Origin of the sequence: Salmonella sp. NW645 (assembly GCF_051703725.1) — a bacterium.
GTDB classification, from domain to species: domain Bacteria; phylum Pseudomonadota; class Gammaproteobacteria; order Enterobacterales; family Enterobacteriaceae; genus Salmonella; species Salmonella enterica.
Window position 1 is genome coordinate 313,780 of record NZ_JAMMKR010000006.1, and the last position, 26,310, is coordinate 340,089.

At 51.4% G+C, this 26,310-nt stretch carries 20 protein-coding genes, 1 tRNA gene and 2 pseudogenes; 8 read left to right on the top strand and 15 right to left on the bottom strand.

Features of this window, described 5'->3' with window-relative positions; translation table 11 throughout:
• Positions 1-89 precede the first annotated feature (89 nt).
• Both xanP and NA389_RS15185 read left to right on the top strand, forming a co-directional pair.
• The gene (gene xanP / locus NA389_RS15180; RefSeq protein WP_000115428.1) at positions 90-1,481 is read left to right on the top strand and encodes a xanthine/proton symporter XanP; all 1,392 of its coding nucleotides are present in this window, start codon (positions 90-92) and stop codon (positions 1,479-1,481) included.
• Positions 1,482-1,601: 120 nt separating this feature from the next.
• Complete coding sequence (locus tag NA389_RS15185; protein ID WP_000766647.1) at positions 1,602-3,311, top strand: AsmA family protein; 1,710 nt, start codon at positions 1,602-1,604, stop codon at positions 3,309-3,311.
• Positions 3,312-3,413: 102 nt separating this feature from the next.
• On the opposite strand, the gene yicI is transcribed toward NA389_RS15185, so the two are convergent.
• Positions 3,414-5,732 carry an alpha-xylosidase gene (gene yicI, locus NA389_RS15190; RefSeq protein WP_000703011.1) on the bottom strand — a complete coding sequence of 773 codons (2,319 nt, stop codon included), beginning with the start codon at positions 5,730-5,732 and terminating at the stop codon, positions 3,414-3,416.
• Positions 5,733-5,743: 11 nt separating this feature from the next.
• Positions 5,744-7,126: a glycoside-pentoside-hexuronide family transporter gene (locus NA389_RS15195; protein ID WP_000834258.1), complete on the bottom strand. Its 1,383-nt coding sequence runs from the start codon at positions 7,124-7,126 to the stop codon at positions 5,744-5,746.
• A gap of 287 nt (positions 7,127-7,413) precedes the next feature.
• Here NA389_RS15195 and NA389_RS15200 point away from each other — a divergent pair.
• Positions 7,414-7,508 (top strand) — tRNA-Sec (locus NA389_RS15200).
• 14 nt (positions 7,509-7,522) lie between these two features.
• Here NA389_RS15200 and NA389_RS15205 read toward each other — a convergent pair.
• Positions 7,523-7,883 (bottom strand): annotated as a pseudogene (locus NA389_RS15205) (transposase); the annotation flags it as partial.
• 379 nt (positions 7,884-8,262) lie between these two features.
• Here NA389_RS15205 and NA389_RS15210 point away from each other — a divergent pair.
• The 3 genes and pseudogenes from NA389_RS15210 to misL all read left to right on the top strand — a co-directional run.
• A pseudogene (locus NA389_RS15210) lies at positions 8,263-8,373 on the top strand (transposase); the annotation flags it as partial.
• 756 nt (positions 8,374-9,129) lie between these two features.
• A complete protein-coding gene (locus NA389_RS15215) occupies positions 9,130-9,747 on the top strand; it encodes a helix-turn-helix transcriptional regulator (protein WP_000984803.1) in 618 nt (205 codons plus the stop codon).
• A 74-nt stretch (positions 9,748-9,821) separates the two neighbouring features.
• Positions 9,822-12,635, top strand: coding sequence for an intestinal colonization autotransporter adhesin MisL (gene misL, locus NA389_RS15220; protein WP_071645422.1), 2,814 nt, complete (start codon positions 9,822-9,824; stop codon positions 12,633-12,635).
• A gap of 94 nt (positions 12,636-12,729) precedes the next feature.
• Here misL and NA389_RS15225 read toward each other — a convergent pair whose 3' ends face one another.
• Both NA389_RS15225 and NA389_RS15230 read right to left on the bottom strand, forming a co-directional pair.
• Positions 12,730-13,194, bottom strand: a complete 465-nt coding sequence (locus NA389_RS15225; protein WP_023213975.1) for a hypothetical protein — start codon at positions 13,192-13,194, stop codon at positions 12,730-12,732.
• A gap of 10 nt (positions 13,195-13,204) precedes the next feature.
• Positions 13,205-14,062: a winged helix-turn-helix domain-containing protein gene (locus tag NA389_RS15230; RefSeq protein ID WP_023229738.1), complete on the bottom strand. Its 858-nt coding sequence runs from the start codon at positions 14,060-14,062 to the stop codon at positions 13,205-13,207.
• 785 nt (positions 14,063-14,847) lie between these two features.
• On the opposite strand from NA389_RS15230, the gene NA389_RS15235 reads away from it, so the two are divergent.
• Complete coding sequence (locus tag NA389_RS15235; protein WP_000106461.1) at positions 14,848-15,528, top strand: isochorismatase family protein; 681 nt, start codon at positions 14,848-14,850, stop codon at positions 15,526-15,528.
• A 162-nt stretch (positions 15,529-15,690) separates the two neighbouring features.
• Here NA389_RS15235 and cigR read toward each other — a convergent pair whose 3' ends face one another.
• From cigR to NA389_RS15260, 5 genes are all read right to left on the bottom strand, one after another.
• Positions 15,691-16,170: an anti-virulence regulatory inner membrane protein CigR gene (cigR, locus tag NA389_RS15240; RefSeq protein WP_001065324.1), complete on the bottom strand. Its 480-nt coding sequence runs from the start codon at positions 16,168-16,170 to the stop codon at positions 15,691-15,693.
• 101 nt (positions 16,171-16,271) lie between these two features.
• Positions 16,272-16,358 carry a magnesium transporter protection protein MgtU gene (gene mgtU, locus NA389_RS15245; protein WP_252515021.1) on the bottom strand — a complete coding sequence of 29 codons (87 nt, stop codon included), beginning with the start codon at positions 16,356-16,358 and terminating at the stop codon, positions 16,272-16,274.
• Positions 16,359-16,370: 12 nt separating this feature from the next.
• Positions 16,371-16,463, bottom strand: a complete 93-nt coding sequence (gene mgtR / locus NA389_RS15250; protein WP_001082118.1) for a protein MgtR — start codon at positions 16,461-16,463, stop codon at positions 16,371-16,373.
• Positions 16,464-16,484: 21 nt separating this feature from the next.
• Entirely contained in the window at positions 16,485-19,211 is a 2,727-nt protein-coding gene (mgtA, locus tag NA389_RS15255; RefSeq protein WP_000131296.1) for a magnesium-translocating P-type ATPase, read from the bottom strand.
• 218 nt (positions 19,212-19,429) lie between these two features.
• Positions 19,430-20,125 (bottom strand): MgtC family protein, encoded by a 696-nt coding sequence (locus NA389_RS15260; protein WP_000392700.1) that lies wholly within the window; start codon positions 20,123-20,125, stop codon positions 19,430-19,432.
• 506 nt (positions 20,126-20,631) lie between these two features.
• Here NA389_RS15260 and NA389_RS15265 point away from each other — a divergent pair.
• Positions 20,632-21,534, top strand: coding sequence for an EamA family transporter (locus NA389_RS15265; protein ID WP_000535970.1), 903 nt, complete (start codon positions 20,632-20,634; stop codon positions 21,532-21,534).
• A 42-nt stretch (positions 21,535-21,576) separates the two neighbouring features.
• Here NA389_RS15265 and NA389_RS15270 read toward each other — a convergent pair whose 3' ends face one another.
• From NA389_RS15270 to NA389_RS15290, 5 genes are all read right to left on the bottom strand, one after another.
• Positions 21,577-22,518: an Rpn family recombination-promoting nuclease/putative transposase gene (locus tag NA389_RS15270; RefSeq protein ID WP_000749540.1), complete on the bottom strand. Its 942-nt coding sequence runs from the start codon at positions 22,516-22,518 to the stop codon at positions 21,577-21,579.
• A gap of 235 nt (positions 22,519-22,753) precedes the next feature.
• The gene (dagF, locus tag NA389_RS15275) at positions 22,754-23,497 is read right to left on the bottom strand and encodes a 2-dehydro-3-deoxy-phosphogluconate aldolase (RefSeq protein ID WP_001186144.1); all 744 of its coding nucleotides are present in this window, start codon (positions 23,495-23,497) and stop codon (positions 22,754-22,756) included.
• On the bottom strand, positions 23,484-24,593 hold the full coding sequence (gene dgaE / locus NA389_RS15280; protein WP_000188460.1) for a D-glucosaminate-6-phosphate ammonia lyase: 1,110 nt from the start codon (positions 24,591-24,593) through the stop codon (positions 23,484-23,486). Before dgaE ends, dagF begins: the two co-directional genes overlap by 14 nt.
• Before the next feature lie 3 nt (positions 24,594-24,596).
• Positions 24,597-25,457 carry a PTS system mannose/fructose/sorbose family transporter subunit IID gene (locus NA389_RS15285; RefSeq protein WP_001526325.1) on the bottom strand — a complete coding sequence of 287 codons (861 nt, stop codon included), beginning with the start codon at positions 25,455-25,457 and terminating at the stop codon, positions 24,597-24,599.
• Positions 25,454-26,203: a PTS mannose/fructose/sorbose/N-acetylgalactosamine transporter subunit IIC gene (locus NA389_RS15290; RefSeq protein WP_061377880.1), complete on the bottom strand. Its 750-nt coding sequence runs from the start codon at positions 26,201-26,203 to the stop codon at positions 25,454-25,456. Before NA389_RS15290 ends, NA389_RS15285 begins: the two co-directional genes overlap by 4 nt.
• Between the last annotated feature and the right edge of the window lie 107 nt (positions 26,204-26,310).

Genomic DNA, 26,310 nt, shown 5'->3' on the forward strand with positions numbered 1-26,310 from the left:
TTAAATATTAAGAATATTCGCTCGCAATCGTTTGCTTTTACCACCTGGTCAGATAAAATCACCGCTTTTCCACCACGAGAATGTCCCTGATGTCCGTTAACGCCATCGAGCCGGCAGATGCGCAACCGGTTGCGCAGACGCAAAACAGCGAATTAATTTACCGTCTTGAAGATCGCCCGCCGCTCCCTCAAACCCTTTTTGCCGCTTGTCAGCATCTGCTGGCCATGTTTGTCGCGGTAATCACGCCAGCGCTGTTAATCTGCCAGGCGTTGGGTTTACCGGCGCAGGATACGCAGCACATTATCAGCATGTCGCTGTTCGCCTCCGGCGTAGCCTCTATTATTCAAATCAAAGCGTGGGGGCCGGTAGGATCGGGGCTGTTATCCATCCAGGGAACCAGTTTTAACTTTGTCGCCCCGCTGATTATGGGCGGTACCGCGCTGAAAACCGGCGGCGCGGACGTCCCGACGATGATGGCGGCGCTGTTCGGCACGCTGATGCTGGCAAGCTGCACCGAGATGGTGCTTTCTCGCATTCTACATCTGGCGCGACGGATTATCACGCCGTTAGTCTCCGGCGTCGTGGTGATGATTATTGGCCTGTCGCTGATTCAGGTGGGGCTAACCTCCATCGGCGGCGGCTATGCCGCCATGAGCGACAACACCTTTGGCGCACCGAAAAACCTGCTGCTGGCCGGCGTCGTCCTGGCCATTATTATCCTGCTGAATCGGCAGCGTAATCCCTACCTGCGCGTGGCTTCTTTGGTTATTGCCATGGCGGCAGGCTATCTTTTGGCCTGGTTTATGGGCATGTTGCCTGAGAATAACGCGCCAGTCTCGCAGGACATCCTGATGGTGCCGACCCCGCTGTATTATGGTCTGGGCATTGACTGGAACCTGTTACTGCCGTTGATGCTGGTCTTTATGATTACGTCGCTGGAGACCATCGGCGACATCACCGCCACCTCTGATGTCTCCGAGCAGCCGGTATCCGGCCCCTTGTATATGAAACGGCTAAAGGGCGGCGTACTGGCTAACGGCCTGAACTCATTTGTTTCAGCGGTATTTAATACGTTCCCGAATTCCTGTTTCGGTCAGAACAACGGCGTAATTCAGTTGACCGGCGTCGCCAGTCGCTATGTGGGATTTGTCGTCGCGCTGATGCTGATTGTGCTCGGCCTGTTCCCGGCGGTAAGCGGTTTTGTGCAGCATATCCCGGAACCGGTGCTCGGCGGCGCCACGTTAGTGATGTTCGGCACCATTGCCGCCTCCGGGGTGCGTATTGTCTCGCGTGAGCCGCTGAACCGCCGCGCGATTCTGATTATCGCCCTGTCGCTGGCCGTGGGTCTTGGCGTCTCGCAACAGCCGCAGATCCTGCAGTTCGCGCCGGAATGGGTGAAAAATCTGCTCTCATCCGGAATTGCCGCTGGCGGCATCACGGCTATCGTGTTGAACCTGATTCTCCCGCCGGAAAAACCGTAAAAACCCTGCGGCGGCGACGCGATTCGCCGCTGCTGTAACGCTCTTTCACCATTCCTGTCTTGAGGATTGCACGCAAATCGTGCATAAATCCCCTATGTGCATTTCACGGGATGGAAGACCATGAAATTGATTGGGAGGTTGCTTCTCTATGTGCTGATCGCCTGTTTAGTGGTGATTTTCGGCTTTTATTTTCTGCTGCAAACGCGCTGGGGCGCAGATCACATCAGCAACTGGGTATCAGAGAACAGCGGTTATCACCTCACATTCGACGTGATGGATCATCGTTTTTCCGCCCCATCCCATCTTTTACTGGAGAATGTGACCTTTGGTCGTGATGGTCAGCCTGCTACCCTGGTCGCGAAAACCGTAGATATCGGTCTGAGCATTCGCCAGTTAACCGCGCCGCTGCATGTCGACACGATTCTGTTACAGGACGGCACGCTGAATATTTCAGTGCAAACCGCCCCTTTCCCGTTTGAGGCCGACCGCCTGCAACTTCGCAATATGGCGCTCAATAGTCCCGGCAGCGAATGGCGGTTGAGCGCCCAGCGCGTTAACGGCGGCGTTATGCCCTGGCGCCCCGAAGCCGGTCGGGTATTGGGCAATAAAGCCCAGATCCAACTGAGCGCTGGTTCGCTGACGTTAAACGACGTTCCCGCCACGAATGTGCTTATTGAAGGCAGTATCGACCATAATCAGGTGATGTTAAACACCGTCGGCGCCGATATGGCGCGCGGAGCGTTAACCGGCGTCGCCCGGCGTAACGCTGACGGTAGTTGGGTCGTTGAAAATCTGCGGCTGAATGATATTCGGTTACAAAGCGATAAATCCCTGAGCGAGTTTTTCGCGCCGCTTACTACGGTTCCATCTTTGCAGATTGGTCGTCTTGAAGTGACGGACTCCAGCCTGCAAGGACCAGACTGGGCAGTCACCGATCTTGACCTGAGTTTGCGCAATCTGACTCTGCGCAAAGAAGACTGGCAAAGTCAGGAAGGTAAATTATCGATGAACGCCAGCGAGTTTATTTACGGCTCGCTGCACTTGCTCGATCCAATCCTGAACGCCGAATTTTCACCACAGGGCGTTGCGCTACGCCAGTTCACCACCCGCTGGGAAGGCGGTATGGTCAGAACTTCCGGCGCCTGGTTACGCGAAGGCAAAGCGCTTATTCTGGACGATACCGCTATCGCCGGGCTGGAGTACACGCTGCCGGAAAACTGGAAGCAGTTATGGATGAAGCCGTTGCCCGACTGGTTGAACAGCCTGACGCTGAAAAAATTCAGCGCCAGCCGCAACCTGGTGATTGATATCGACCCAGCCTTCCCGTGGCAAATCACCGCTCTGGACGGCTACGGCGCAAACCTGGAGCTGGTACAACATCATCAATGGGGCGTCTGGAGCGGCAATGCGACCCTCAACGCCGCAGCGGCAACCTTTAACCGTGTGGATGTGCGCCGCCCGTCGCTGTCGTTGACGGCTAATGCCAGCACAGTCAACATCAGCGATCTGAGCGCGTTTACTGGAAAAGGGATACTGGAAGCCACTGCCAGCGTATCGCAACTGCCGCAGCGTCAGACGCAAATCAGCCTGAACGGACGCGGCGTACCAATGGATGTGCTACAGCAGTGGGGCTGGCCGACATTACCGATTGCTGGCGATGGCAATATTCAGCTCACGGCCAGCGGCAATATTCAGGCCGATGCGCCGTTGAAACCGACGGTAAATGGGCAATTACACGCGGTCAACGCACAAAAGCAGCAGATAACGCAGACGATGCAAGCGGGCGTGGTGTCCGGCGGGGAAGTTACGTCAACGGAGCCAGCGCTGTAATTGAGGGCTTGCCCGGTGGCGGTGGCGCTTACCGGGCTTACGGTTCTTGCTCATTTTTAGGCCGGATAAGCGCAGCTCACAGCGCCATCCGGCGATTCAGATTTAAAGCGTAATCACCACTTCATTTCCCTGCGGGGTGACCACTACGCCCAGTTCACTTCCCGCATATGAGCCGCATTTAGTACCGCTAATCTGCGTAATATTACGCAGACACAGCGTCCAGTTGCGCGCCTCGCCTTCGCCGCTCACCGTAATGGTATTGCCAGTGCGTTTCGCCTGCAGCGTAAAGATAGTCGAACCATCCGTAGCAGGGACTTCGCAGACCGCTTCGCAGCCGTCATCCAGATGGAATAACTGGAAGGCCGTACCCTCATGCCAGGCGTAATCGGGCTTCTGGCTATTGTTGCCCAGCGCCAGTAGTGTATTGTCACGCACGTACACTGGCAGGCTCAGGAAGTCATGCTGCTGTTTATGCCAGCGGCTGCCCTGCACTTCATCGTTGCGCCACAGGTGCGTCCAGCGGCCTTCTGGCAGGTAGAACTCCACGTCGCCCGCTTCACTAAATACCGGCGCTACCATGACCGCATCTCCCAGCATGTACTGGCGATCAAGATAATCACACGCCGGATCGTCCGGGAACTCCAGCATCATCGCCCGCATCATTGGCGTACCGGCTTCGTTGGCGCGCGCCGCTTCCCGATACAGATACGGCATCATCCGGCACTTCTGTTCGGTGAAGAAGCGCACCACGTCACAGGACTCGTCGTCATAGGCCCACGGAACCCGGTAGGATTTGCTACCGTGCAGGCGACTGTGGCTGGAGAGCAAGCCGAATGCGCACCAACGCTTGTAGACATGCGCCGGCGCGGTATTCTCGAATCCGCCAATATCATGGCTCCAGAAGCCAAATCCTGACAGGCCAATGGAAAGCCCGCCGCGCAGGCTTTCCGCCATCGATTCGTAGTTGGCGTAACAGTCGCCGCCCCAGTGCACCGGGAACTGTTGCGCGCCCACCGAGGCGGAACGGGCGAACAGCACCGCCTCTTCAACGCCGACGGTCTCTTTCAGCACGTTCCACACCAGTTCGTTGTAGATGTAGGCATAATGGTTGTGCATTTTCTGTGGATCTGAACCATCAAACCACTGCACATCCGTTGGAATGCGTTCGCCGAAGTCAGTTTTGAAGCAGTCCACTCCCATCTCCACCAGGCCCTTCAGCTTGTCGGCATACCATTCGCAGGCTTGCGGGTTGGTGAAGTCGTAAATCGCCAGTCCCGGCTGCCATTTATCCCACTGCCACAAGGAGCCGTCCGGGCGTTTTAGCAAATATCCTTTCTCTTTCAGCTCCTGGAAGACCGGGGATTTCTGGCCGATGTAGGGGTTAATCCACACGCAGACTTTCAGCCCTTTCGCTTTCAGGCGGCGAATCATCCCTTTCGGATCGGGGAAAGTCACCGGGTCCCATTCAAAATCGCACCACTGGAAGGCCTTCATCCAGAAACAGTCGAAGTGGAAGACATGCAGCGGTAGATTGCGCTCGGCCATACCGTCGATAAAGCTGTTAACGGTCGCTTCGTCGTAGTTGGTGGTAAATGAGGTGGTCAGCCACAGGCCAAACGACCAGGCGGGCGGCAGCGCCGGACGACCCGTAAATTGGGTATAGCGGTTCAGCACGTCTTTCGGGGTCGGGCCGTCGATGACGAAGTATTCCAGATACTCGCTCTCAACGCTGAACTGGACTTTGGAGACTTTCTCGGAGCCAATTTCAAACGACACGCACTGCGGATGGTTTACCAGCACACCGTAGCCACGGTTGGTGATATAGAGCGGGATGTTCTTGTAAGACTGCTCGGTGCTGGTACCGCCGTCGCGGTTCCAGGTCTCCACCGTCTGACCGTTACGCACCAGCGCGGTAAAGCGCTCGCCCAGCCCGTAGACGGTTTCGCCCACGCCGAGATCCAGGCGCTCGAACATGTAGTTGCGCCCGCTATTGGTGTCCTGCACATAGCCGTTATTTTTCAACTGACTACCGGTGATACGTACACCGTTGCGCAGAAAATCCAGAGACCAGAGCTCGCCTTTGGTGACGCGCACGCTCAGGCTGCCGCTCTTGAGTTCGGCAAATTCGGCGTTGTTCTGCATCTCTACGTTGATATCTTGCAAGACATTGAGTGGATAATGTGGGCCGTTATCCAAAGCGCCCTGGAAGTGTTCCATCCGTACACCTATCACTCCTTCCTGCGGCGAGAAAAAGCGCAAGGTAAACAACGGGGTATCCAGTTGCCAGGTTCGTTCGCGGACATCGCGCGGCGCGGCATAGACCACCATCTCATTCCCCTGCTGTTCAACGTCGAACACCTGAACCGGGTGAATCAAATTAAGGCCAGGCTGGATCAGCCAGTTTCCGTCGCTAATTTTCATAGTCTGTTCCTTTAGTTCTGCAATTCTTTATGGGGAAATTCTTGTTCGTTGCGGTGTGCGCCCTGCGCCAGTTGTTCCAGAATGGTTTTCAGGAACGGGCTTTTCAGGGTGTAGTAGCGTTTAGCGATCGCGGCGCTCAGCAGATAACAGATGGCCGGGACGATAGTGAACAGAGCGATAATGATGCTGATCGTGGCGCTGTTTTGCGTTTTCGCCGCCGCGTCGTAACCGCCGCCTGCCAACATCCAGCCAATCAGCGCCCCGCCGAGGGCAAGACCCAGTTTCAGCACGAACAACGTGCCGGCAAAACTGATCCCCGTCAGGCGTTTGCCGTTACACCATTCGCCATAGTCGACGGTGTCAGACATCATCACCCACTGGATAGGCGTGACTAACTGGTGCAACACGCCAATCACGAAGATAAAGACGAACATAGCGATCGTGGCGTGCATCGGTACGAAGAACATCGCCACGCTGATTACTGCGAGTAAAGCGTTGGTCCACCAGAAAACGCTCACTTTGCATTTCCAGTCGGTCAACGGTTTTGCCAGCGCCGAGCCAATCAGGTTGCCGACGCAATAGGTAGTGAGGAAGGCGACAAACACGCCCGGCTTGCCCAATATCCAGGTGACGTAATACATCATCGCCCCGCCGCGCACGCATACCGCCAGAATATTCAGGATGGTGAGCAGGCCGACTATGCGCCACTGGTCGTTGTGCCAGATATCACGCAGGTCTTCACGCATGGAGGTATGGGTGGCAGGCGCTTCAACGCGCTCTTTGGTGGTAAAGAAGCAGAACGCCAGCATCAGGAACGCCACCACCGAGAGCGCCGCGATACCCCCCTGGAAGCCCAGCGCCTTATTCTCGCCGCCAATCAGTTTCACCAGAGGCATCATCAGTACGGTAGAGAGCATTCCGCCCGCCGTTGCCAGCACAAAGCGCCAGGATTGCAGGGAGATACGCTGCGTTGGGTCATTGGTTATTACACCCCCCAACGCGCAGTAAGGGATGTTGACCACAGTGTACAGAAGGGTGAGCAACGTGTAGGTGATGGCGGCATAAATCATTTTGCCGTTCAGACTGAGATCCGGCGTGCTATAAGCCAGCACACAAACGATACCAAACGGCAACGCGCCAAACAGCACCCAGGGTCGGAATTTGCCCCAGCGAGAGCGGGTGCGGTCGGCCAGCAGGCCCATGCAAGGGTCGGAGATGGCATCAAGCGCACGCGCCAGTAAAAACATGGTGCCGACAAAACCAGCAGGAATGCCGAAAATATCGGTATAGAAGAACATCATATATAACATGACGTTATCAAAGATGATGTGGCTGGCGGCATCGCCCATACCATAGCCAATCTTCTCCTTAACGGAGAGAATCTCACTTTTCATTACGCATCCTTAACGCTCACAACGCCCACTGATACCGGTTACAGTTTTTGTAAACCTTCCCTGCGAGCGTGAATATTCCGTTATTTAGTTATCAAATTACGATTCTTGTTTTCTGTGATCAGGGTAGCGTCAAAAAGTGTGATGAAATGTAACTAATGGATTTTATGGGGATTTACATGAAACCGATCATGGCAGAAGGAAAGGGAAGTTAAAAAAGCACGGGAGGGGATGTGGAAACGCCAGGAAGTAGCTATAATGCGCGCGCCTCCATGTAGCAATCGAGGCGCGGAAGATCGTCGTCTCCGGTGAGGCGGCTGGACTTCAAATCCAGTTGGGGCCGCCAGCGGTCCCGGGCAGGTTCGACTCCTGTGATCTTCCGCCAATTAGCCTCTTCTGAACTAAATAAAATGAATTGCCACGCGCCCGTGGACTTCGGTATCCGACCCGAGCCTTTATCCCCACACGTTGCATCAACCACCAGACTTTGCTTACACCGCATTGTTCCTGATATCCCGCAGATCGAGACAGATCTTGCGATAGCCATAAACACAGCCCGATTCCAGCCAGAACTGCCTGTATGCCCCGTCAGATTCAGGTCAACATGATGCCGTCGTGAATGTGGCGGCTTTATCCAGGCGTAAAGACTATGGGTAGTAATATCAAGACGTGTTGCGACGCTGGAAACAGAATGGCCGCGCTCAATAACCTGTTTTACCGCTTTAATTTTAAACGCTTTGGGATAACATTTACCGCTCATGGGCTCCTCTCTTTAAGTCATCTTAAATGACTCTGCGGTGTCTGTTAAACCTGTGGCGATTCACTCCTCCGTTTTATCCAGACGAAATTATCCTGATAATGTGCTGTAGCGGCTGAATGACTTAATGTCACATCATCCTAAACATTGAATAGTTTCTCAGTTACCTGATTTTTCATTGTTATCTATTAGATACTGCAAGCATTTCATCTTTATACCCTTGTTCTCCATACGTCCTGTTTATTCGTAACCCCTCCCATTATTATATTTCAGTAGTAAAATATCCGTATACATTCTTATACCAGGTACTCATATTACTCCACATAATCGTGCTATTCACATTTAGAGATCACGTAATCGATCTGCTGACGAAGGAATCTCTATGTGTAAAGTCCGTCTCACTGAGCATCAGAACATCGCCGTAATTAAGTTGGTCGAAGCCGGACGAACGGTTAAAGATATCTGCCAGGAGGCGGATATTTCTGAGGTGACTGACGACATCTATAGACATTAGGTTTGACCACATTCTGTTTCTCACTAATGTGCTCCGGGGAAGAGTTTTCATCAGATGAGCAATTGAAAAGAGAAGCCAGAAGCTGAAGTTGCTTCGACCGATAAGTCTGTCGGTTGCTCAGACCGTCACGATCAGAATTAAGTTAGATCAACTTATTGGCAAGGTATAACTCCCGGCGTTAAGTTACAAGATTTTCTCATGGCATTAGCATTACACCCTCTTAAAGTTTACATGTGTCTCTATAAAATAGTCTTAAATTTGTATATAAGAAGTTGACGAGAGCACAAATGTCACCAATAAGTCATTGAATAACAATGCAATAAAAGAAAAAATCTTAAATTAGGTTTTAATAATAAGAATTCATTACAGGTTTACAGGAATTACTTTTATATTTCATCACATCACCCCGATAGTGACGAAGGCAGCAGATAGATGGTATTGAGAATCGTTATTCATCACTCTCATGATTTAGCAAATAGTGCTGTTTTAAGATTTTTTATGATATTGGAGATTATGTATAAAAATCCCAATGGGTGAAATACAAATCCGAAATGATGTATTACGACTGTCGGATCTGTCATGGCTCCTTAAAGCTGTATTTTAGGTCTTTCCAGGAGTTTATGACACTGACAATAATCCGCGACTTTTGACAGTCGTAGCACTGTATATTATCTGGATTGACACATTTATTTACCAATGAAATATTAATAGAAACATCGACGGGAGTCGTTCAGGATGATGAGAAAGCCTTCAGAAATTGTCCATTGCATTAGTTGCGATTTATCCTGTCAATTATTCCCTGACAGCGCAGTACGGGTGCAATACTGTCATAATGCGGCATTTTCCATCTGGCCAGATGGTAATGCTTTCCTGAAAAAAGGGTTTATTGAAAAGTTATTGCTTGATAGACACAACCATTTATCCAGCGGTTTTATCTTTGTTGATTTTTCTTTCCCGAATCTTCGACGATTTACCGATTTGCAATGGGCTGACAGTCTGGCAGACAGTGGCATGCATATTGTCCTGATTTCTGACAGAAGTTTAACTCCGCTGGCCAATTACTGGATTTTGAAAAGCAATAAAATACAAGGAATTATTTATTCCGATGACGATGATATTGTGCAACAGCAAAAGATGCACCGCTTGTTTACCGGTCGGCTCGCCAACAGTAAACGTGGACGAACGCTTAACTATACGGAATTTATATTACTGAAGCGCTTTGTATCAGGAATAAGTATTCAGCAGATTGTAAATATTGACAATATTGATATTAAGAAACTTTATGTGCATAAGCTGCGGCTTGAAAATAAGCTAGGGCATAGCATTCATAAAATAATATCAAATATTTTATAGATCCGTTTCCATTTTTATTATTTCCATATTATTGCGATGTGGAAGACGCTTTACGCCATAATGCAGGAGGCAGAATGCCAACTCCCCAAAATTACTCATTCATCGCCATAGCGGTATCAGCAGCATTAGCCTCTATGGTATTTTCCTCCCAAGCGGCCTGGGTTGACGTTGATAGTCTGCCATCCAGTGGGCTAGTCAGCCAGTTGCCGCCGGAATTACAGGCCATTATTCCCGCTCAGGCCAGTACCGGTTTCACCAAAGTCGGTACCATGCCCAACTACGTTTATCAGTGGAACACCGGCACCATCCCGGTTTATGGCAATGGCCTCACGCTTAATGGGCCGGGCGCGGAGGCGTTTGAACACACTGTCACGGTTATTCAAAACAGCGGGACGGGAAGTCCGGGCGTGATTTTTGGCAACGACCTGACCATTCGGACGCAGTCGGCGAATGCCGCGAATAATGGTAGAGACGTCGATGGCATCCGTACTCACGGCGCGAATACTCCGGATAACCCGGTATTTATTATTACCGGTGACCGTACCCGCATCTACGTGGATGGTCAGGATGGTGACGGTATTAACGCCGGATATAACTCACTGGGCCAGGGTTGGACCGGATCGGCCAATATTTATGTCGGCGACGATCTGTATATCAAAACAACCGGTAGCCAGGGACGTGGAATTACAGCCAACGCCATGAGGGATGCGTCACGTGCCAAAAATACGATTGTCGTCGGCAATCGTGCACATATTGTTACTACTGGCGACAGTTCGGAGGGGCTACGTACCGGACAAAGCGGTTCGTTGATTCGTCTGGGTGACGATGCAACCATCGAAACCTCCGGCGCATCCTCAACGGGGATTTACGCAGCATCATCCTCCAGAACCGAGCTTGGCAACAACGCTACTATTACGGTGAACGGTGCCAGCGCACACGCGGTATATGCAACTAACGCTACCGTTAATTTGGGAGATAATGCCACTATTAGCGTCAACAGCGCCAGTAAGGCTGCATCCTATAGTAAAGCCCCTGCCGGTTTATACGCCCTCTCCCGAGGCGCCATTAATCTGGCAGGCGGTGCGGCTATTACTATGGCGGGCGATAACAGTAGCGAAAGTTACGCCATCAGCACGGAGACTGGCGGCATTGTTGACGGTTCTTCAGGAGGACGTTTCGTCATCGACGGTGATATTCGTGCTGCTGGCGCCACCGCTGCCAGCGGTACGCTACCGCAGCAGAACAGTACGATTAAACTCAATATGACGGACAACTCGCGATGGGACGGGGCGTCGTACATCACCAGCGCTACGGCGGGCACAGGCGTTATCTCTGTACAAATGAGCGATGCGACCTGGAATATGACCAGCAGCTCAACGCTCACTGACCTGACGCTGAATAGTGGCGCAACCATTAACTTCAGCCATGAAGATGGCGAGCCATGGCAAACGCTCACCATCAATGAAGATTATGTAGGCAACGGCGGTAAGCTGGTCTTTAATACTGTGCTCAACGATGATGATTCCGAAACGGACAGGCTGCAGGTTCTCGGCAATACTTCAGGTAACACATTTGTTGCAGTAAATAATATTGGAGGAGCCGGGGCACAAACCATTGAAGGTATTGAAATTGTTAACGTTGCTGGCAATTCCAACGGTACTTTCGAAAAAGCAAGCCGTATTGTTGCCGGAGCCTATGACTACAACGTGGTGCAGAAAGGTAAAAACTGGTATCTGACCAGCTACATTGAGCCGGACGAACCGATTATTCCTGATCCAGTAGACCCGGTCATCCCTGACCCTGTCATTCCCGATCCGGTGGACCCTGATCCTGTAGACCCTGAGCCAGTAGACCCGGTCATCCCTGATCCGACAATTCCTGACATAGGGCAATCTGACACACCGCCGATAACAGAACATCAGTTCCGTCCGGAAGTGGGCAGCTATCTTGCCAACAACTATGCGGCAAATACGCTGTTCATGACGCGTCTCCATGACCGTCTGGGTGAAACCCAGTACACCGACATGCTGACGGGTGAGAAGAAGGTCACCAGCCTGTGGATGCGTAACGTCGGCGCCCATACTCGCTTCAACGATGGCAGCGGGCAGCTAAAAACCCGCATCAACAGCTATGTGTTACAACTGGGAGGCGATCTGGCACAGTGGAGCACTGACGGTCTTGACCGTTGGCATATTGGTGCAATGGCAGGTTATGCCAACAGCCAGAACCGCACGCAGTCGTCCGTGAGTGACTATCATTCCCGTGGTCAAGTCACCGGTTACAGCGTCGGCCTTTACGGCACCTGGTATGCTAACAATATCGATCGGTCTGGGGCTTATGTGGATACCTGGATGCTGTACAACTGGTTTGATAACAAGGTCATGGGTCAGGATCAGGCCGCTGAGAAATATAAATCCAAAGGAATTACCGCCTCGGTTGAAGCCGGTTACAGCTTCAGGTTAGGTGAAAGCGCGCATCAAAGCTACTGGTTGCAGCCCAAAGCGCAGGTGGTATGGATGGGCGTGCAGGCTGACGACAATCGCGAAGCCAATGGTACTCTCGTGAAGGATGATACCGCCGGTAATCTGCTAACCCGCATGGGCGTAAAAGCCTATATTAACGGCCACAACGCTATTGATAACGATAAATCTCGAGAGTTCCAGCCGTTCGTGGAAGCGAACTGGATCCATAATACGCAGCCTGCCAGCGTGAAGATGGACGATGTCAGCAGCGATATGCGTGGTACGAAAAATATTGGTGAACTGAAAGTGGGCATTGAAGGGCAAATTACCCCGCGCCTGAACGTATGGGGTAACGTGGCGCAACAGGTAGGTGACCAGGGCTATAGTAATACCCAAGGCCTACTGGGGGTTAAATACAGTTTCTGATTCAGGTAACAACAGAGCCGCTGATCTTCAGCGGCTTTTACCCGGAAGCGCTTTCATTTGGCTGATACGTTCCATAAACGGCTCCCAAAACAGCTTAATGTGTACAGAAAAATATCGGGCGTTTCCCGATAGTGAACATAAAGCCACGATGGCCCTGAGTCAGGATGGTGTAACTGATACTTTTCCCTGGATAGACATAAAAATCGGGTAAAACCGTCTCGATAACCGCATCGGACAGTGTTTCGTCACGCGTGACTTTGTTGATATCCGTCGATATAAAATGGGTGCTGTCTTTATTTTCACTCCATACATAGGAAACATCACGGCGGATCACGCCGCTCATTTTATTATCGACGTAATACGTTCCGCTGATGGAAACCACCCCAGTGCGTTTTTTCAGCGAATACATAAAGTCCAGCGTCAGGTTAGCCTGAGTGTTGTTATAAAACACAATCACAGGCGCCGTACATTTCTCTGGATCCCGGTTCTTTTCCGTATATAAATGAACAAGATGCCCAAGCCCTACTCCCAGAAACAGTAGCGTCAGGCAGGCTAACATCAGTGCCTTTTTACCCATGTGTCACCCCGCGGAAAAAAAGCGTCACGCAGCCTGTATCGCCGCGCGTTTTATACGGTTGCTGACAAATCAATGCCGTAACCGCTGGGGTGCGACTGCTGGAAGGAAAATAGACCCATGGGTATTTCTGACAATCCATACCGGTTTTTAGAATCATTGACTTATAGCCTGCAAAGCGGCTACCGCTTTCGATATCTTCATTCCGCGAGAAAAAATGACAACCCTGCGTTGTTTCAACCAGCGTGTAGCGATCATAAAAATCCTTATCGGGAACGGTTTGCCAGCTTATAGTGCCAAGCAAAATACCGACAGCAAATGTCCCGGTCATCCAAAGTACAGGTACATAATGTTTAAACCAACGCCCTGACATACGCGGCGGCGTCTCACCCTTTTTTTCTATTGTCTGAGCGAAGTCTTTGCGGATGGTCATGATGCTCACGCCAGGCTCAATCTGAAAGCCTCTACGCGGAACCGTGATTATCAGCGTATCTTCATTTTCGCCAACGGTACGTAATCCGCGGCGAATAATGGAGATATTCTGATAAAGCGTATTTGCCGACACCACCATGCCGTCTTCTTCCCACACTTTTTGAAAGAATGTTTGTTGTGAGACGACAGAGGGGGCGTTTTCCAGCAGAAGGCGCAAGCAACGGCTGGCGGGCGTTGTCAGAATAATGTTGAGATCTGGCCTCGATAATGACGCCAGGCGATTCATTTCTGGATTAAATTCAATATTATCGTTAATTATCCATAACATCGCATTGTTACCATGCCAAAACATAACGTAGTTGGAGAGGGTTAATAGACACCACTGAGTATAGTCTGATGCTGTGGCTGCGTAGCAGGACATGGATTGTCCCCTGCACATACCAATCATATAGAAGAGCGAGAGGCATAAGACATTAACAGGTAAGCGTAGACGTCGCTTTTCTCATTATAGCAGACTCAGGGGTGAAAGTACGTTTGGTTTTCTTGTTCGTTAAGTCACCTGTTTTGTGTTGAGGTGAGAATATCACCTTTAATCAGGTGGCCAAATTTACTGTGCCACTACGCTTTAATATCTCATATATAAATCATGAAAAAATATATCCTGACAATCTATATCATATGAAAGACAGGGTTTTATTGAACGTGTTCTCTATAATGGCTTGTAATATCCAAAAAAGCAGCACTCGTCATGTAGGGATAGTTTTCAATTTATTAAGAGTTACAGTAGCCATACTTAATGTCAGCACGCTTCCCACTTAATATTTAAGCTACGCTTTATATTATTTAAATATAAATAAGTTAATCCTTAAATTGAACTATTTCAAATTTATACTAAATAAGTTTAAAACTATCTATCAGAAACAATTTGTAGGGATATTGCCTGTTTTTTCAATCAATAATCCTCTCTGACATGTAAAATAGAAACATTTATTCATAATATGAATATTGTTGTGATAACAGATTCGCGTGAAAGTAAATCGACTGAAGGTGATGCCGATGAATATTCCTTCAGAAAGAACTCAACAGGGTAATCCAAAATCGGCAACGGATTACTGTCATCAGCTTAAAAACGGAAATCGCCCCGGCGATTAATGACTTTAACACTGATAGTGATTATCAGTGAAAGGCAACAACAAGGAATGAATTATGTCTACACCCGCGAATTTTAACGGTCAACGCCCTGCCATTGATGCTAACGACGCAGTAATGCTGCTGATTGACCACCAAAGTGGCCTGTTTCAGACCGTCGGCGACATGCCGATGCCGGAATTACGCGCGCGCGCCGCGGCGCTGGCTAAGATCGCTACCTTATGCAATATGCCGGTCATTACTACCGCATCCGTACCACAGGGACCGAATGGTCCGCTGATTCCGGAAATCCATGCGAATGCGCCACACGCGCAATATGTCGCGCGTAAAGGGGAAATTAATGCCTGGGATAATGCCGATTTTGTACAAGCGGTAAAAGCGACAGGCCGTAAAACGCTGATCATCGCCGGTACTATTACCAGTGTCTGCATGGCTTTTCCAGCCATCAGCGCCGTCGCGGAAGGTTACAAGGTATTTGCGGTAATTGATGCCTCCGGTACGTACAGTAAAATGGCGCAGGAAATTACGATGGCCCGCGTGGTGCAGGCGGGCGTAGTACCAATGGATACCGCGGCGGTAGCCTCTGAGCTGCAACGTACCTGGAATAGGGAAGATGCCGCAGAATGGGCGGATGTATATACCAAAATATTCCCGGCCTATCAGCTACTGATTGAAAGTTATACCAAAGCGCAGGAAGTAGTAAAAAATAATGAACTGCTGGATTCTCAGCGCGCATAAATAACGCCCTGAAGCGGCTAAATAGCCCCATTTAATGGGGCTATTTTACTTGCCATTTTGGTCCTGGGCAGAAAATCCTCACGTACTACGTGTACGCTCCGGTTTTTGCGCGCTGTCCGTGTCCAAACTGGCTGCGCCAATAACGCCTGGTGGGATAGGCTCTTAATCAAATACGCCATTAATAATCGCCGTGACCACCGCGGTACTGAGCGCGATCAGCACCAGATTATCCCCAACGATTTTCCACTCATAGCCCGGATAATAAGGTAATTGTCCTAGCATAGACGCCGGCACCGTTTTTTTAGCGATTCCCGGCGGCAGCGGTTTTCCTCTCGCCAGATTTTTCGCAATCCCCGGAGGTAAAGACTGATAACCCGTCAGCCCTAAATTCACTGCCAGTTGCCTGGCGACAGCATAGCTAATGTCCGACTCGACGTGATCCGGTTTACCGCCATTTTTACGGTGTTCCGTTTTTTGCCCGGCATTTCCTTTATGTCCGTTACCGTTATTACCCTGATTAGCCGCGTTATTACCATGTCCGCCGCCATTGCCATTTCCCGGATTCGCCAGCACAGGCGTAGCGCTCAGGGAAAACGTAATCAACGTCGCCAGGACGGCGGTTAAACCACGACGATTATTCATGATATTGCCCTTCTGATGTGGGATACCATGAAAATAGCGCCCCGCCATAAAAAGAACAACTACATCGATTCTTATTTTAAGCGGGGCTCGCCAACAGCAGCTTATCGTATCCAGATAGTCAGTAAAATCAGGATGATTGCTATCAGGACAACCTGATAAAAAATTTTGTCCAACCCTCTTTTTTGCATGGCGTCACCTCGTTATAAAACGATTTGCCAGAGGGCTAAACACAACACCAACAGGCTAATCAGTAAAAATATCAGCGCGATGATTTTATCGGGTGAGCGATTCATCTGGGCGATCCTCAAACATCATTAAAACCACTGGCCAAAGCGTTTGATATAAAAGCGCTTCATGCCTTGCGCCACCAGACAGTAGCTCAATAATGTCGCCACCAACCACGGGAAGTAGCTCAGCGGCAGCGGCTCCAGTCCAACCATCGCACCCAAAGGTGAGAATGGAATATAAATGCCTATCGCCATAATCAAGCCGGTCGTCAATAATACCGGCAACGTCGCCCGACTTTGGATAAACGGTATTTTCTGCGTCCTTAGCATATGCACGACCAGTGTCTGCGAAAGCAGACCCTCAATAAACCAGCCGGACTGAAAGAGCGCCTGCGCCTCTACGTTATTAGCCGCAAAGACGTACCACATCAACGCAAAGGTTGTGATATCGAAAATAGAAGACGTTGGGCCAATCCATAGCATAAAACGACCAATATTTTTCGCGTCCCATTTCCGCGGCTTACGCAGGAACTCTTTATCCATTTTGTCCCACGGCAACGACAACTGCGAAATATCGTACATCAAATTCTGGATCAACAGATGAATCGCCAGCATCGGCAGAAACGGAATAAACGCGCTGGCTACCAGTACCGAAAAAACATTGCCGAAATTAGAGCTGGCGGTCATATTCAGGTATTTAATGATATTGCCAAAGGTTTCCCGCCCTTTGATGACGCCTTCCTCAAGCACCATGAGATCTTTTTCCAGCAGAATAATATCTGATGACTCTTTAGCAATATCGGCGGCGCTATCGACGGAAATCCCCACATCCGCATCACGAAGCGCGGGCGCGTCGTTGATCCCATCCCCAAGAAAACCAACGGTATGACCATTTTTCTGTAGCGCTTGCAAAATACGCGTTTTTTGTAACGGCGTCAGCCGGGCGAATACTGCGCGTTTCTCCACTTCAGACGCCAGTTCGGCATCTGACATCGCCTCAACCTGGGTTCCGGTCAGGATATCGTGCGTATCAATACCCACTTCCAGACAGATACGCGCCGTCACGACCGGATTATCGCCGGTGAGGACTTTGACCGCCACGCCGTTATCCCGCAACGCGGCAATCGCTTTTCCGGCGCTCTCTTTCGGCGGATCGAGAAAAGTGAGCATCCCTTCGATGGTAAGTTCGGTCTCATCCTCCACACTTAATGTCGGATTGTTCCCGGAACCATCCAGCTTACGTGTCGCTATCAGCAATACACGGAATCCCTGCGCATTGTAATCTTCGGTTTTCGCCAGCAGCAGCTCGCGGCGTGTTTCCGTCAGCGCCACCACACGATCGCCTTCGCGAAGATGGGTGGCTACCATCATCATCTCTTCAACAGCGCCTTTGCAGATCAGGCATCTGTCTCCATGCTGCGTATCCTCCACCAGGACCGATACCCGGCGACGTACAAAGTCGAATGGCAGTTCATCGCGTTTAACGAAGCGCGCTTTTGTCGATGGCGCGATGCGACCCTCGCCAAAACGCAGTATGGCGCGATCCATCACATTCCGGGCGCCGCTCTGGCTGCTACTATTCAGCCAGGCCAGCATCAATACCCGGCTGCTTTTTACACCGCTCACATCCAGATGATGCTCCAGAAAAATATTGTCCTGGGTTAAGGTGCCGGTTTTATCTGTACACAACACATCCATCGCGCCGAAGTTTTGAATAGCGTTCAGGCGCTTGACGATCACTTTGCGCCGCGACATCGCAATCGCGCCTTTTGCCAGGTTGGAACTGACAATCATGGGCAACATTTCCGGCGTCAACCCCACCGCAACCGCCAGCGCGAACAGCGAAGCCTCTACCCAGTCTCCCTTACTGAACCCATTGATCAGCAGGACAACCGGCACCATGATCAGCATAAAGCGTATCAACAGCCAGCTCACGCTGTTGACTCCACGATCGAAAGCCGTCTGGGTACGCGTACCCACAATGGATTTCGCCAGCGAGCCGAACCAGGTACGGCTTCCCGTCGCAACCACGACCGCTTGCGCTCTGCCGCTGGTTACATTGGTTCCCATCAGACAGATATTGCCCAAATCTAACAGGCTTTTATCTTTGTCAGGCAATTGCTCGCTGTCTTTACCTGCCACATCAGCCATAACATCGTATTTTTCTACGGGTAATGATTCACCACTAAGAATTGACTGGCTGATAAAGAGATCGCGCGACGCCAGCAGCCGGACGTCGGCGGGCACCAGATCGCCTGCGGCCAGAAAAACCACATCGCCCGGCACCAGTTCTTCAATGGGAATCTCTTCCTGCACCGCGCCTATATTGCCCGGCCCACGACGCAACACCGTGGCGGTGGTGCGAACCATCTTTTTCAGCGCCTGTGCTGCTCTGTTAGTGCGAAACTCCTGCCAGAAACGCAATAACCCGCTCAAACTGACCATCGTCAGAATAATCAGCACGCCGGTGAGATCGGTCTCTTCGCCACGGCGTAACGGGAGCCAGTAATCCGTGATAAAACTGACCCCTGCCAGTGCGATCAGAACGTAAATAAACGGGTTATTGAATGCCTGCAGAAGCTGAACCAGCACCGGAGGAACTTGCTCATGCGCCACTTCATTGCGCCCATACACTTTCAACCGTTCGCTGGCCTCTTCTATCGTGAGGCCCTGACGATGGCTGTTCAGCCGCGCCAGTGTCTCCTCCGGGCTATGAAAAGCTTCCGCTTCGATCGGAAATACTTTTTTATGCTGCTTATCATTTTCTGACGCCGGGCGATTGAGTTTCCGGTTTTCAATGTTCATGTCAGTCATGATGAATCCCCAAAATTAAGGTGTAGTGTTTCCTGCATATCACGCCCAGGGAATAGCAAACTCACGATTTGAAGGTGAATGCCCCAGGAGAATTATCTATGCATAAAAAAGGTTATTGCTTACTCACTATTTTGAGTGGGTTTTATTTTATCGACTCGGGAATATCCATCATTCCCTCCTTATACGCCTGGCGTAATGTTGCAATTGAATAAAAACTATTATTGACTATCAATGCTCCAGTGAATTGCGGTGATATTATCGTTATCACCTATTCTGGATATAATCAGTTCTCGCGTTTTACGATAATCAGCATGACCCACGAGCTCGGCACGGATTTCTTTATAGCCCTGTTCCTGAGCGGGGACCGAACCTAACCCTTGTAAACAGATCGCGGCCTCTTTTACGATATTCAGTAACCACTGACGAACCTCGCTCTCATCTTCTTTATTACAGGTTACTTTCAGGATATAACGTTTTTCTCCCTCGGCGGATACCGGGAGTTGATTTATACGCTGCGCCGCTTCACGCAATAAAATATTGGCACAAAGAATAATGATCGTCGCCGCCAGCGCATTTTTGAACTGCCCTAAGCCGCATAACACGCCGATGCCCGCCGAACACCATAGCGTTGCCGCAGTGTTCAGCCCGCGCACATTCATCCCTTCGCGCATGATGACGCCCGCCCCCAGAAAGCCAATACCAGAGACAATCTGCGCCGCAATTCTCCCGGGGCTGTCTGGCGATGTCGTCATGGAGCTCAGAATAAAAACGGCGGCGCCTGTCGCCACCAGCGCATTAGTGCGTAATCCCGCCATACGTTGACGCCATTGTCTTTCCGCGCCAATCAGCGCGCCCAACAGCATAGCGGCCAGTAAATTCAAAATATAAGGAAACATTAACATACGTTCCTCCATTTTTTCTGGAAGAATAAGTACGTGCTATATTTAGCACACGACAAATTACTGCCCTGAGGCAATTAGCGTCGTGTTAACGGCGGAGGAAATAAAGCGTGTTTAAACATGAACATGACGATTACCTCGCGACAATGCGCGTGTTGTAACATTATTGGGATGACAATCGTCACAAGGGGAGATTGCTGCCCACCGGTTCGGCAAGCAGCGCAGGAATAGCGTGCGTTAACTTGCCAGATGATTTACGTAAAAGTGACTGTCCAACATATTACTCCTGCATGAATTTGCGCTTATTATAGTCAGTCAATATGTTCTGTAAAGTGCAAAGGCGGGGATAGTGACGATCTGTTTAAGTTTGTTTGATATTTTCCTATGTCAAAAAAATGACAATATTATGTCAATAACAGGCTCGCCTGAAATCATTAAACAATAAATTCCTGCTTAATGCCGACGATAGCTCTGTTATGATGCCTGCACGTAAAAAAATAAAACAACATGACGAGGAAAAAATGGGTTCCACCAGAAAAGGGATGCTAAACGTCCTGATTGCCGCCGTATTGTGGGGGAGTTCAGGTGTTTGCGCGCAGTACATCATGGAGCAAAGCCGTATGTCGTCACAGTTCCTGACGATGATACGTTTGTTATTCGCCGGGCTGATACTGGTGACCTTCTCCTTTATGCACGGCGATAAGATATTTTCGATTCTTAAAAACCGCAAAGATGCACTGAGTCTGCTGATTTTCTCCGTGGTGGGCGCGCTCACCGTTCAGCTAACCTTCCTGCTCACGATTGAAAAATCCAATGCCGCCACCGCGACAGTGCTGCAATTTTTATCGCCGACCATTATTGTCGCGTGGTTTGCATTAGCGCGAAGAACACGACCAGGCATTCTGGTCTTAACCGCCATTCTTACATCGCTTATCGGCACCTTTTTACTGGTGACTCACGGCAATCCAACATCGCTGTCGATCTCTTCAGGCGCGCTGTTCTGGGGTATCGCCTCCGCATTTGCCGCCGCCTTTTATACGACCTGGCCTTCCAGGCTAATCGCCCAATACGGCACACTGCCAGTGGTCGGCTGGAGTATGTCCTTTGGCGGCCTTATTCTGCTGCCCTTCTACGCTAAAGAAGGAACGCACTTTGCGGTGAGCGGCAGTCTGATTCTGGCCTTTTTCTACCTTGTGGTGATTGGTACGTCGCTGACGTTCAGCCTGTATTTGAAAGGAGCGCAACTGATTGGTGGCCCCAAGGCCAGCATTTTAAGCTGCGCGGAACCGTTAAGCAGCGCCCTGCTGTCGCTGCTGCTGTTGGGGATTAGTTTTACCTTGCCGGACTGGCTGGGCACGCTGCTCATTCTCTCGTCAGTGATTCTGATCTCCCTCGATTCCCGTCGACGCGCGCGGGCCGCTTAACGCCGTTGATAATCACGATGACCGGGCGGAAGAGGGAAAAGTTTAATGGCGCTTTGCCTTAATCTCTTCGTCAGAAAGCCCGGTAATCATCAGCACCATCTCTCGCTCGATCCCCTGTTCCAGCATCGTATGCGCAATACGCAAGGCCTCCTCCTGCTTACCTTGATGTATACCTTGCTGTATGCCTTGTTGCACGCCTTCACGCTTACCTTTTCTGCGCCCCGATTCACGTATTCTGTCTACGATCGTCATTAATCTCTCCTTGTGTTGGGGAACACGACGCGCCACCTCGCGGATAAACTTGCCAAAACGAGGCGTGCTGCCATGCTGTATTAGCAAATAATTAAACAGCGCTTTTAGCTGACTGTCATTAGCGTTTCCCGTAATCAGAAGTACCGCTAAGCGCTCGACCAATCCCATCAGGTCGCGCTGACGTATATGCTTTTGTACCAGCTCCAGCATCGCGATACGTCGATGCTGCATAATCTCGTTATCCGGCACCACCGTAATGTCTACCAGTGGAAATGCCGTCGCATAAAGCTGACGCGCCAGTGCAGGATCGTCAAACTCATCCAGCCAGCACAGCGAAAAGGGATACGGGCTTTTCGCGCCATGGTAAAACAGCATGGGAATCACCAGCGGTAACGTTTTATGGCCAGCATCCAGATGGCGCTGCATCGCGGCAGTCGCGTAACGCATTAACCGGAACGCCATATGCGCGTCCGGCGTACTCTGATGCTCTATAACGACATAGATATAACCGTCGCCTTCACACGTTTTTAGCGACCAAAGGACATCGGAATAAAACGCGCGTAAATTTTTCTCGATAAAACTGTCCGGCGCCAGTTTCAACGTCGTCAGATCGCAACGTATTCTTAGCGAATGGGGAAGATGAATATTGAGAAAATCCCGCGCGGTATCCGGATGGCGTAAAAACGTTTTGAATACCGCATCATGGGGCGTGGACGTGGGGCTTTTTTTCATGGCGATCCGTCACCTGAGGAATAAGATGACGCCACTGTACTCGCCAAAAATACAGACAGCATTCAGGAAAATTTAACCCTGCGAGGAGGCCCGAAAGGGAATCACTGACGGCTGCAATACGTACATTTTTGCCCGGCCTGCTACGCATTATCGCCCGGTAGCGTAACGCTAACCGGGCCTACAAATACACGTCATCTGTAGGCCAGGTAAACGCAGCGCTCTTCGGCGATAAACCTCACACCAGCGCTTTGACTATCTCCATCAACCGAATGATGTCTTCGGGGCGCGTATTGCCGGTTTGCGGATCGATAATCGAGCTGTAAACATGCGGCATGACGCGCGGCACGCCTGCCTCCAGGCAGGTTTGCAGGATAATACCGAAATTATCCAGTGAGATACCGCCGGTCGGCTCGATGAGCGTCATGCCTTGGCGGGCGGCGATTGTCGCCAGCGCATAGAGTTCCGGTAACGACTTCTCGCCGCCCATCGGGAAAAACTTCGCCGCATGTGCGCCCATATCCTGCATCATGCGTACCGCCGCTTCACAGGAAACGCGGGCTGGCGTTCCCTGGCTGCTGCTGACGCCGGTAGAAATCACCACCTCGCCAGGCGTTCCCGTCGGGCTGACCAGGGCGTTAATATGTGTTTGCTCGCCGCCTGTCGCCGCCAGTGCGCCCGCTGCGAAGCCGCTGCCGGTAAAAGTCTGGTTGACGTGGGCCGGGTGAGTATGGGCAGCAATCATCGCCGCTTTGTAGTACTGCGCCGGGTCGCCTGCGCCCAGACCCACTGAGATAGACGGCACCTCCGCCATCCAGCGTTTCACCTCCGGCACGCCCTCTTCTACCGTAGCGAACTGCGCGGAAAGTACGCCAATGACCGCATGGCCTTCGGCGGCTTCATAGATAGCCTTCGCGTTGGCGATATCCTTTGCCAGCACGTTAATCGCTACCCGCTGACGATAAAAATTAATCTGCTGCATGTTCTGCAATCTCCCTGAGTCGCGCCACAATCAATGCCATTTCCCCTTCGGCTACCGTGCGTGGATCGAGGCTAAAAACCCCCTGATGAAGCTGATATTTGCGGGCGTAAATCGCTATCTCACCGCCGCGCAACTGCGCTTCGACGTCCTGCGCATTCAGCCCCAATTCAGATGCGTTCACCCGCACACGAATACGCCAGATTGCACGCCCGGCTTCATCCTGTTCGATATCGGCATAAAGACCATGGATGGCGGAAATCGCTTCCGCGACCGGCTGTAACTGTGCTGCGGTCACGGTCGTCTGGCCCTGGTGGTAATTCTCCAGCGCATACACCAGCCCAACCATGTTTTCCTTGCCGATTTTCATCGCCCTGGCAATCCCCTGGTGCTGCGCTTTGCAGGCGGCAATCCACGTTTTCCTACCAGTGATAAAGCCAGAGGTTGGCGCATTAAAGGCTTTCGCGCCGCTATAGATAACCATATCCGCGCCGCTCGCCACCCAGCCGCGCAAATCCTCTTCCGCCGCGGCATCGACAATCAACGGCAGGTGGTTGGCCTGCGCCACCTGTACAAAATCGTCAATGCTCAACATGCCTTTCTGTACGCAATGGTGTGATTTCACATACAGTAGCGCGGCGGTCTTTTCGTTAATGGCGCTTTCCAGTTGCCAGCGGGCCGCCAGATTGCTCGACCCCACTTCCACTATGCGCCCGCCGCCAAGACGAATGGCGCTGGTGACTGGCGCGCCGTAGTCCACATTATGCCCGCGCAGCATCACCACCTCATTGGCCATACCGCTACTGTCCGGCATCAGGGCGACGCGCGCCCGATCGCCGTGGGTGATAGCGGCAGCGACGGCAATGGCAATACCCGCCGAGGCGCACGAGGTGATATAGCTATCTTCAGCACCCGTATAGCGCGATACCAGTTCGCCGGTTTTTTCCACCAGCGCGTCAATCTCGACGAAAGCGGAAGCCGCGCGCGCGGTGGCCTGCATGACCTCCGGCGCGACGCTTGAGACGCCCAGAATGGTCATTTTGCCGCAGGCGTTAATGACCTTTTTCAACCCCAGTTGTTGATAGATATTCGGCGTCATGATTTACAGCACTCCCAACAACGAACAGACTATGCTCAGTGCGACAATCGACAGTAAAATGGTGGTGTAGCGCGGCCCTTTTTTTACCAGATAGAAGTAGATGGCGAATACCGCCGCCAGTGGCAGTAAGCCCGGCGCGATAGAGTCGAGGATCTGCTGAACCACCACTTCAGATCCTTTCAAAGCGCTAATTTTTAACGGCGTGGTGATTTTGACGTAGCTGGCGGAAAGCGCGCCCATCATGATCAAACCCAGCACGTTGGCCCCGTAGATCAGTTCTTTGATTCGCCCCCCTTGCAGCAGGCCGATAATCGAATCACGCCCCAGCGTATATCCCTTGTGGACCATGCCGTAGCTGATCGCCAGGGTGATCGCCGGGTAGAGAATCAGCGGGATAATACCGCCCATCGCGCTGCCATTTGCCGCGAACGGAATAAAGATCGCTATCAACAGCGGCATCACCGCCGCCCAGATAATCGAGTCGCCCATCCCGGCAAGTGGCCCCATCAGGCCAGTTTTAATGCCGGTGATAGACGAGTCGTTAATCGGCTCGCCGCGCGTTTTTTGTTCTTCCATGGCAATAGAGATGCCCTGAATCACCGCGCCGAAAGTCTGCTCGGAATTAAAGAAGTTAAGGTGGCGTTTTAGCGCTTCTACCTGCTCCTCTTTTTGCGGGTAGAGTTTTTTGATGATCGGCGTCATCGAGGCGCAGAAAATCAGGCTTTGTAAGCGCTCATAGGAGCTGGAAACCTCGGCGCCCAGCCAGTAGATAAACCAGGCTTTGGTGATGTCTGCTTTGGTCAGCGCCCCGCTTTCCCGCGCGCGCTCAACCAGTTCATGTTGCATTACGTCACTGCTCATCATGCTGCTCCTTCATTTTTCGCCAGGCCTTTAATCAGGAAGGCGACACAGGTGCCGAAGATGGCCATCGCCATGATGTCGACCTTGAGGTACAACACCGCGAAGAACCCGCCGATAAACCACGGCAACAGGCTCTTTTTACCGATCACCATAATGGTGATGGCAAAGCCCAGCGCCGGCAGAATGCCGCCCATGATTTCAAAGGAGTGGGTTAACCAGTGCGGCATCAGTTTAAGGAAACTTTCCACCACACCCTGGCCAAAGTAGTTAGCGGCAAAGACCACCGGGAAGCGCAGCACCAGCCCCAGCAATGCCGGGTAAAGAAAGGCGCAACGCATGATGCCCGCCATGTTTGCCGTTTCCGCGTGTTTATCCGCCATATGCACCCAGGCGGCGTTCAGCGTGCGCCTCAGCTGATCGAGAAACACGCCAATCACGCCAAACGGGATTGCCAGCGCGATCGCCAGGTTTGGGTCCATACCGGCCTTCACCGCGATAGGAATGGAGATACAGGCCGCCAGCGCCGGGTCCGACGGCACGTTGCCGCCCGGCGTTGAGGTCACGCCCAAATAAACGAGCTGCATCCCTGCGCCGATGATCATCGCAGTCTGCATATTGCCAAGCAAAAGCCCGACAAATACCGCGATCACCACCGGTTGTAACAGCATCGCGGAGAAGGTGTAGCCGAGGCGTAAACGGGCAAACCAGTAATACAACCCCATCAGGCTTGCAAAGAGTAAGGTATCCATAGTGTTATCCTATACACTTCATCCTTCAGGCTGCCTCTTTGTTGGCTGCCTTCGCTCACCCCAGTCACTTACTTTAGTAAGCTCCAGGGGATTCACTCAGTTGCCGC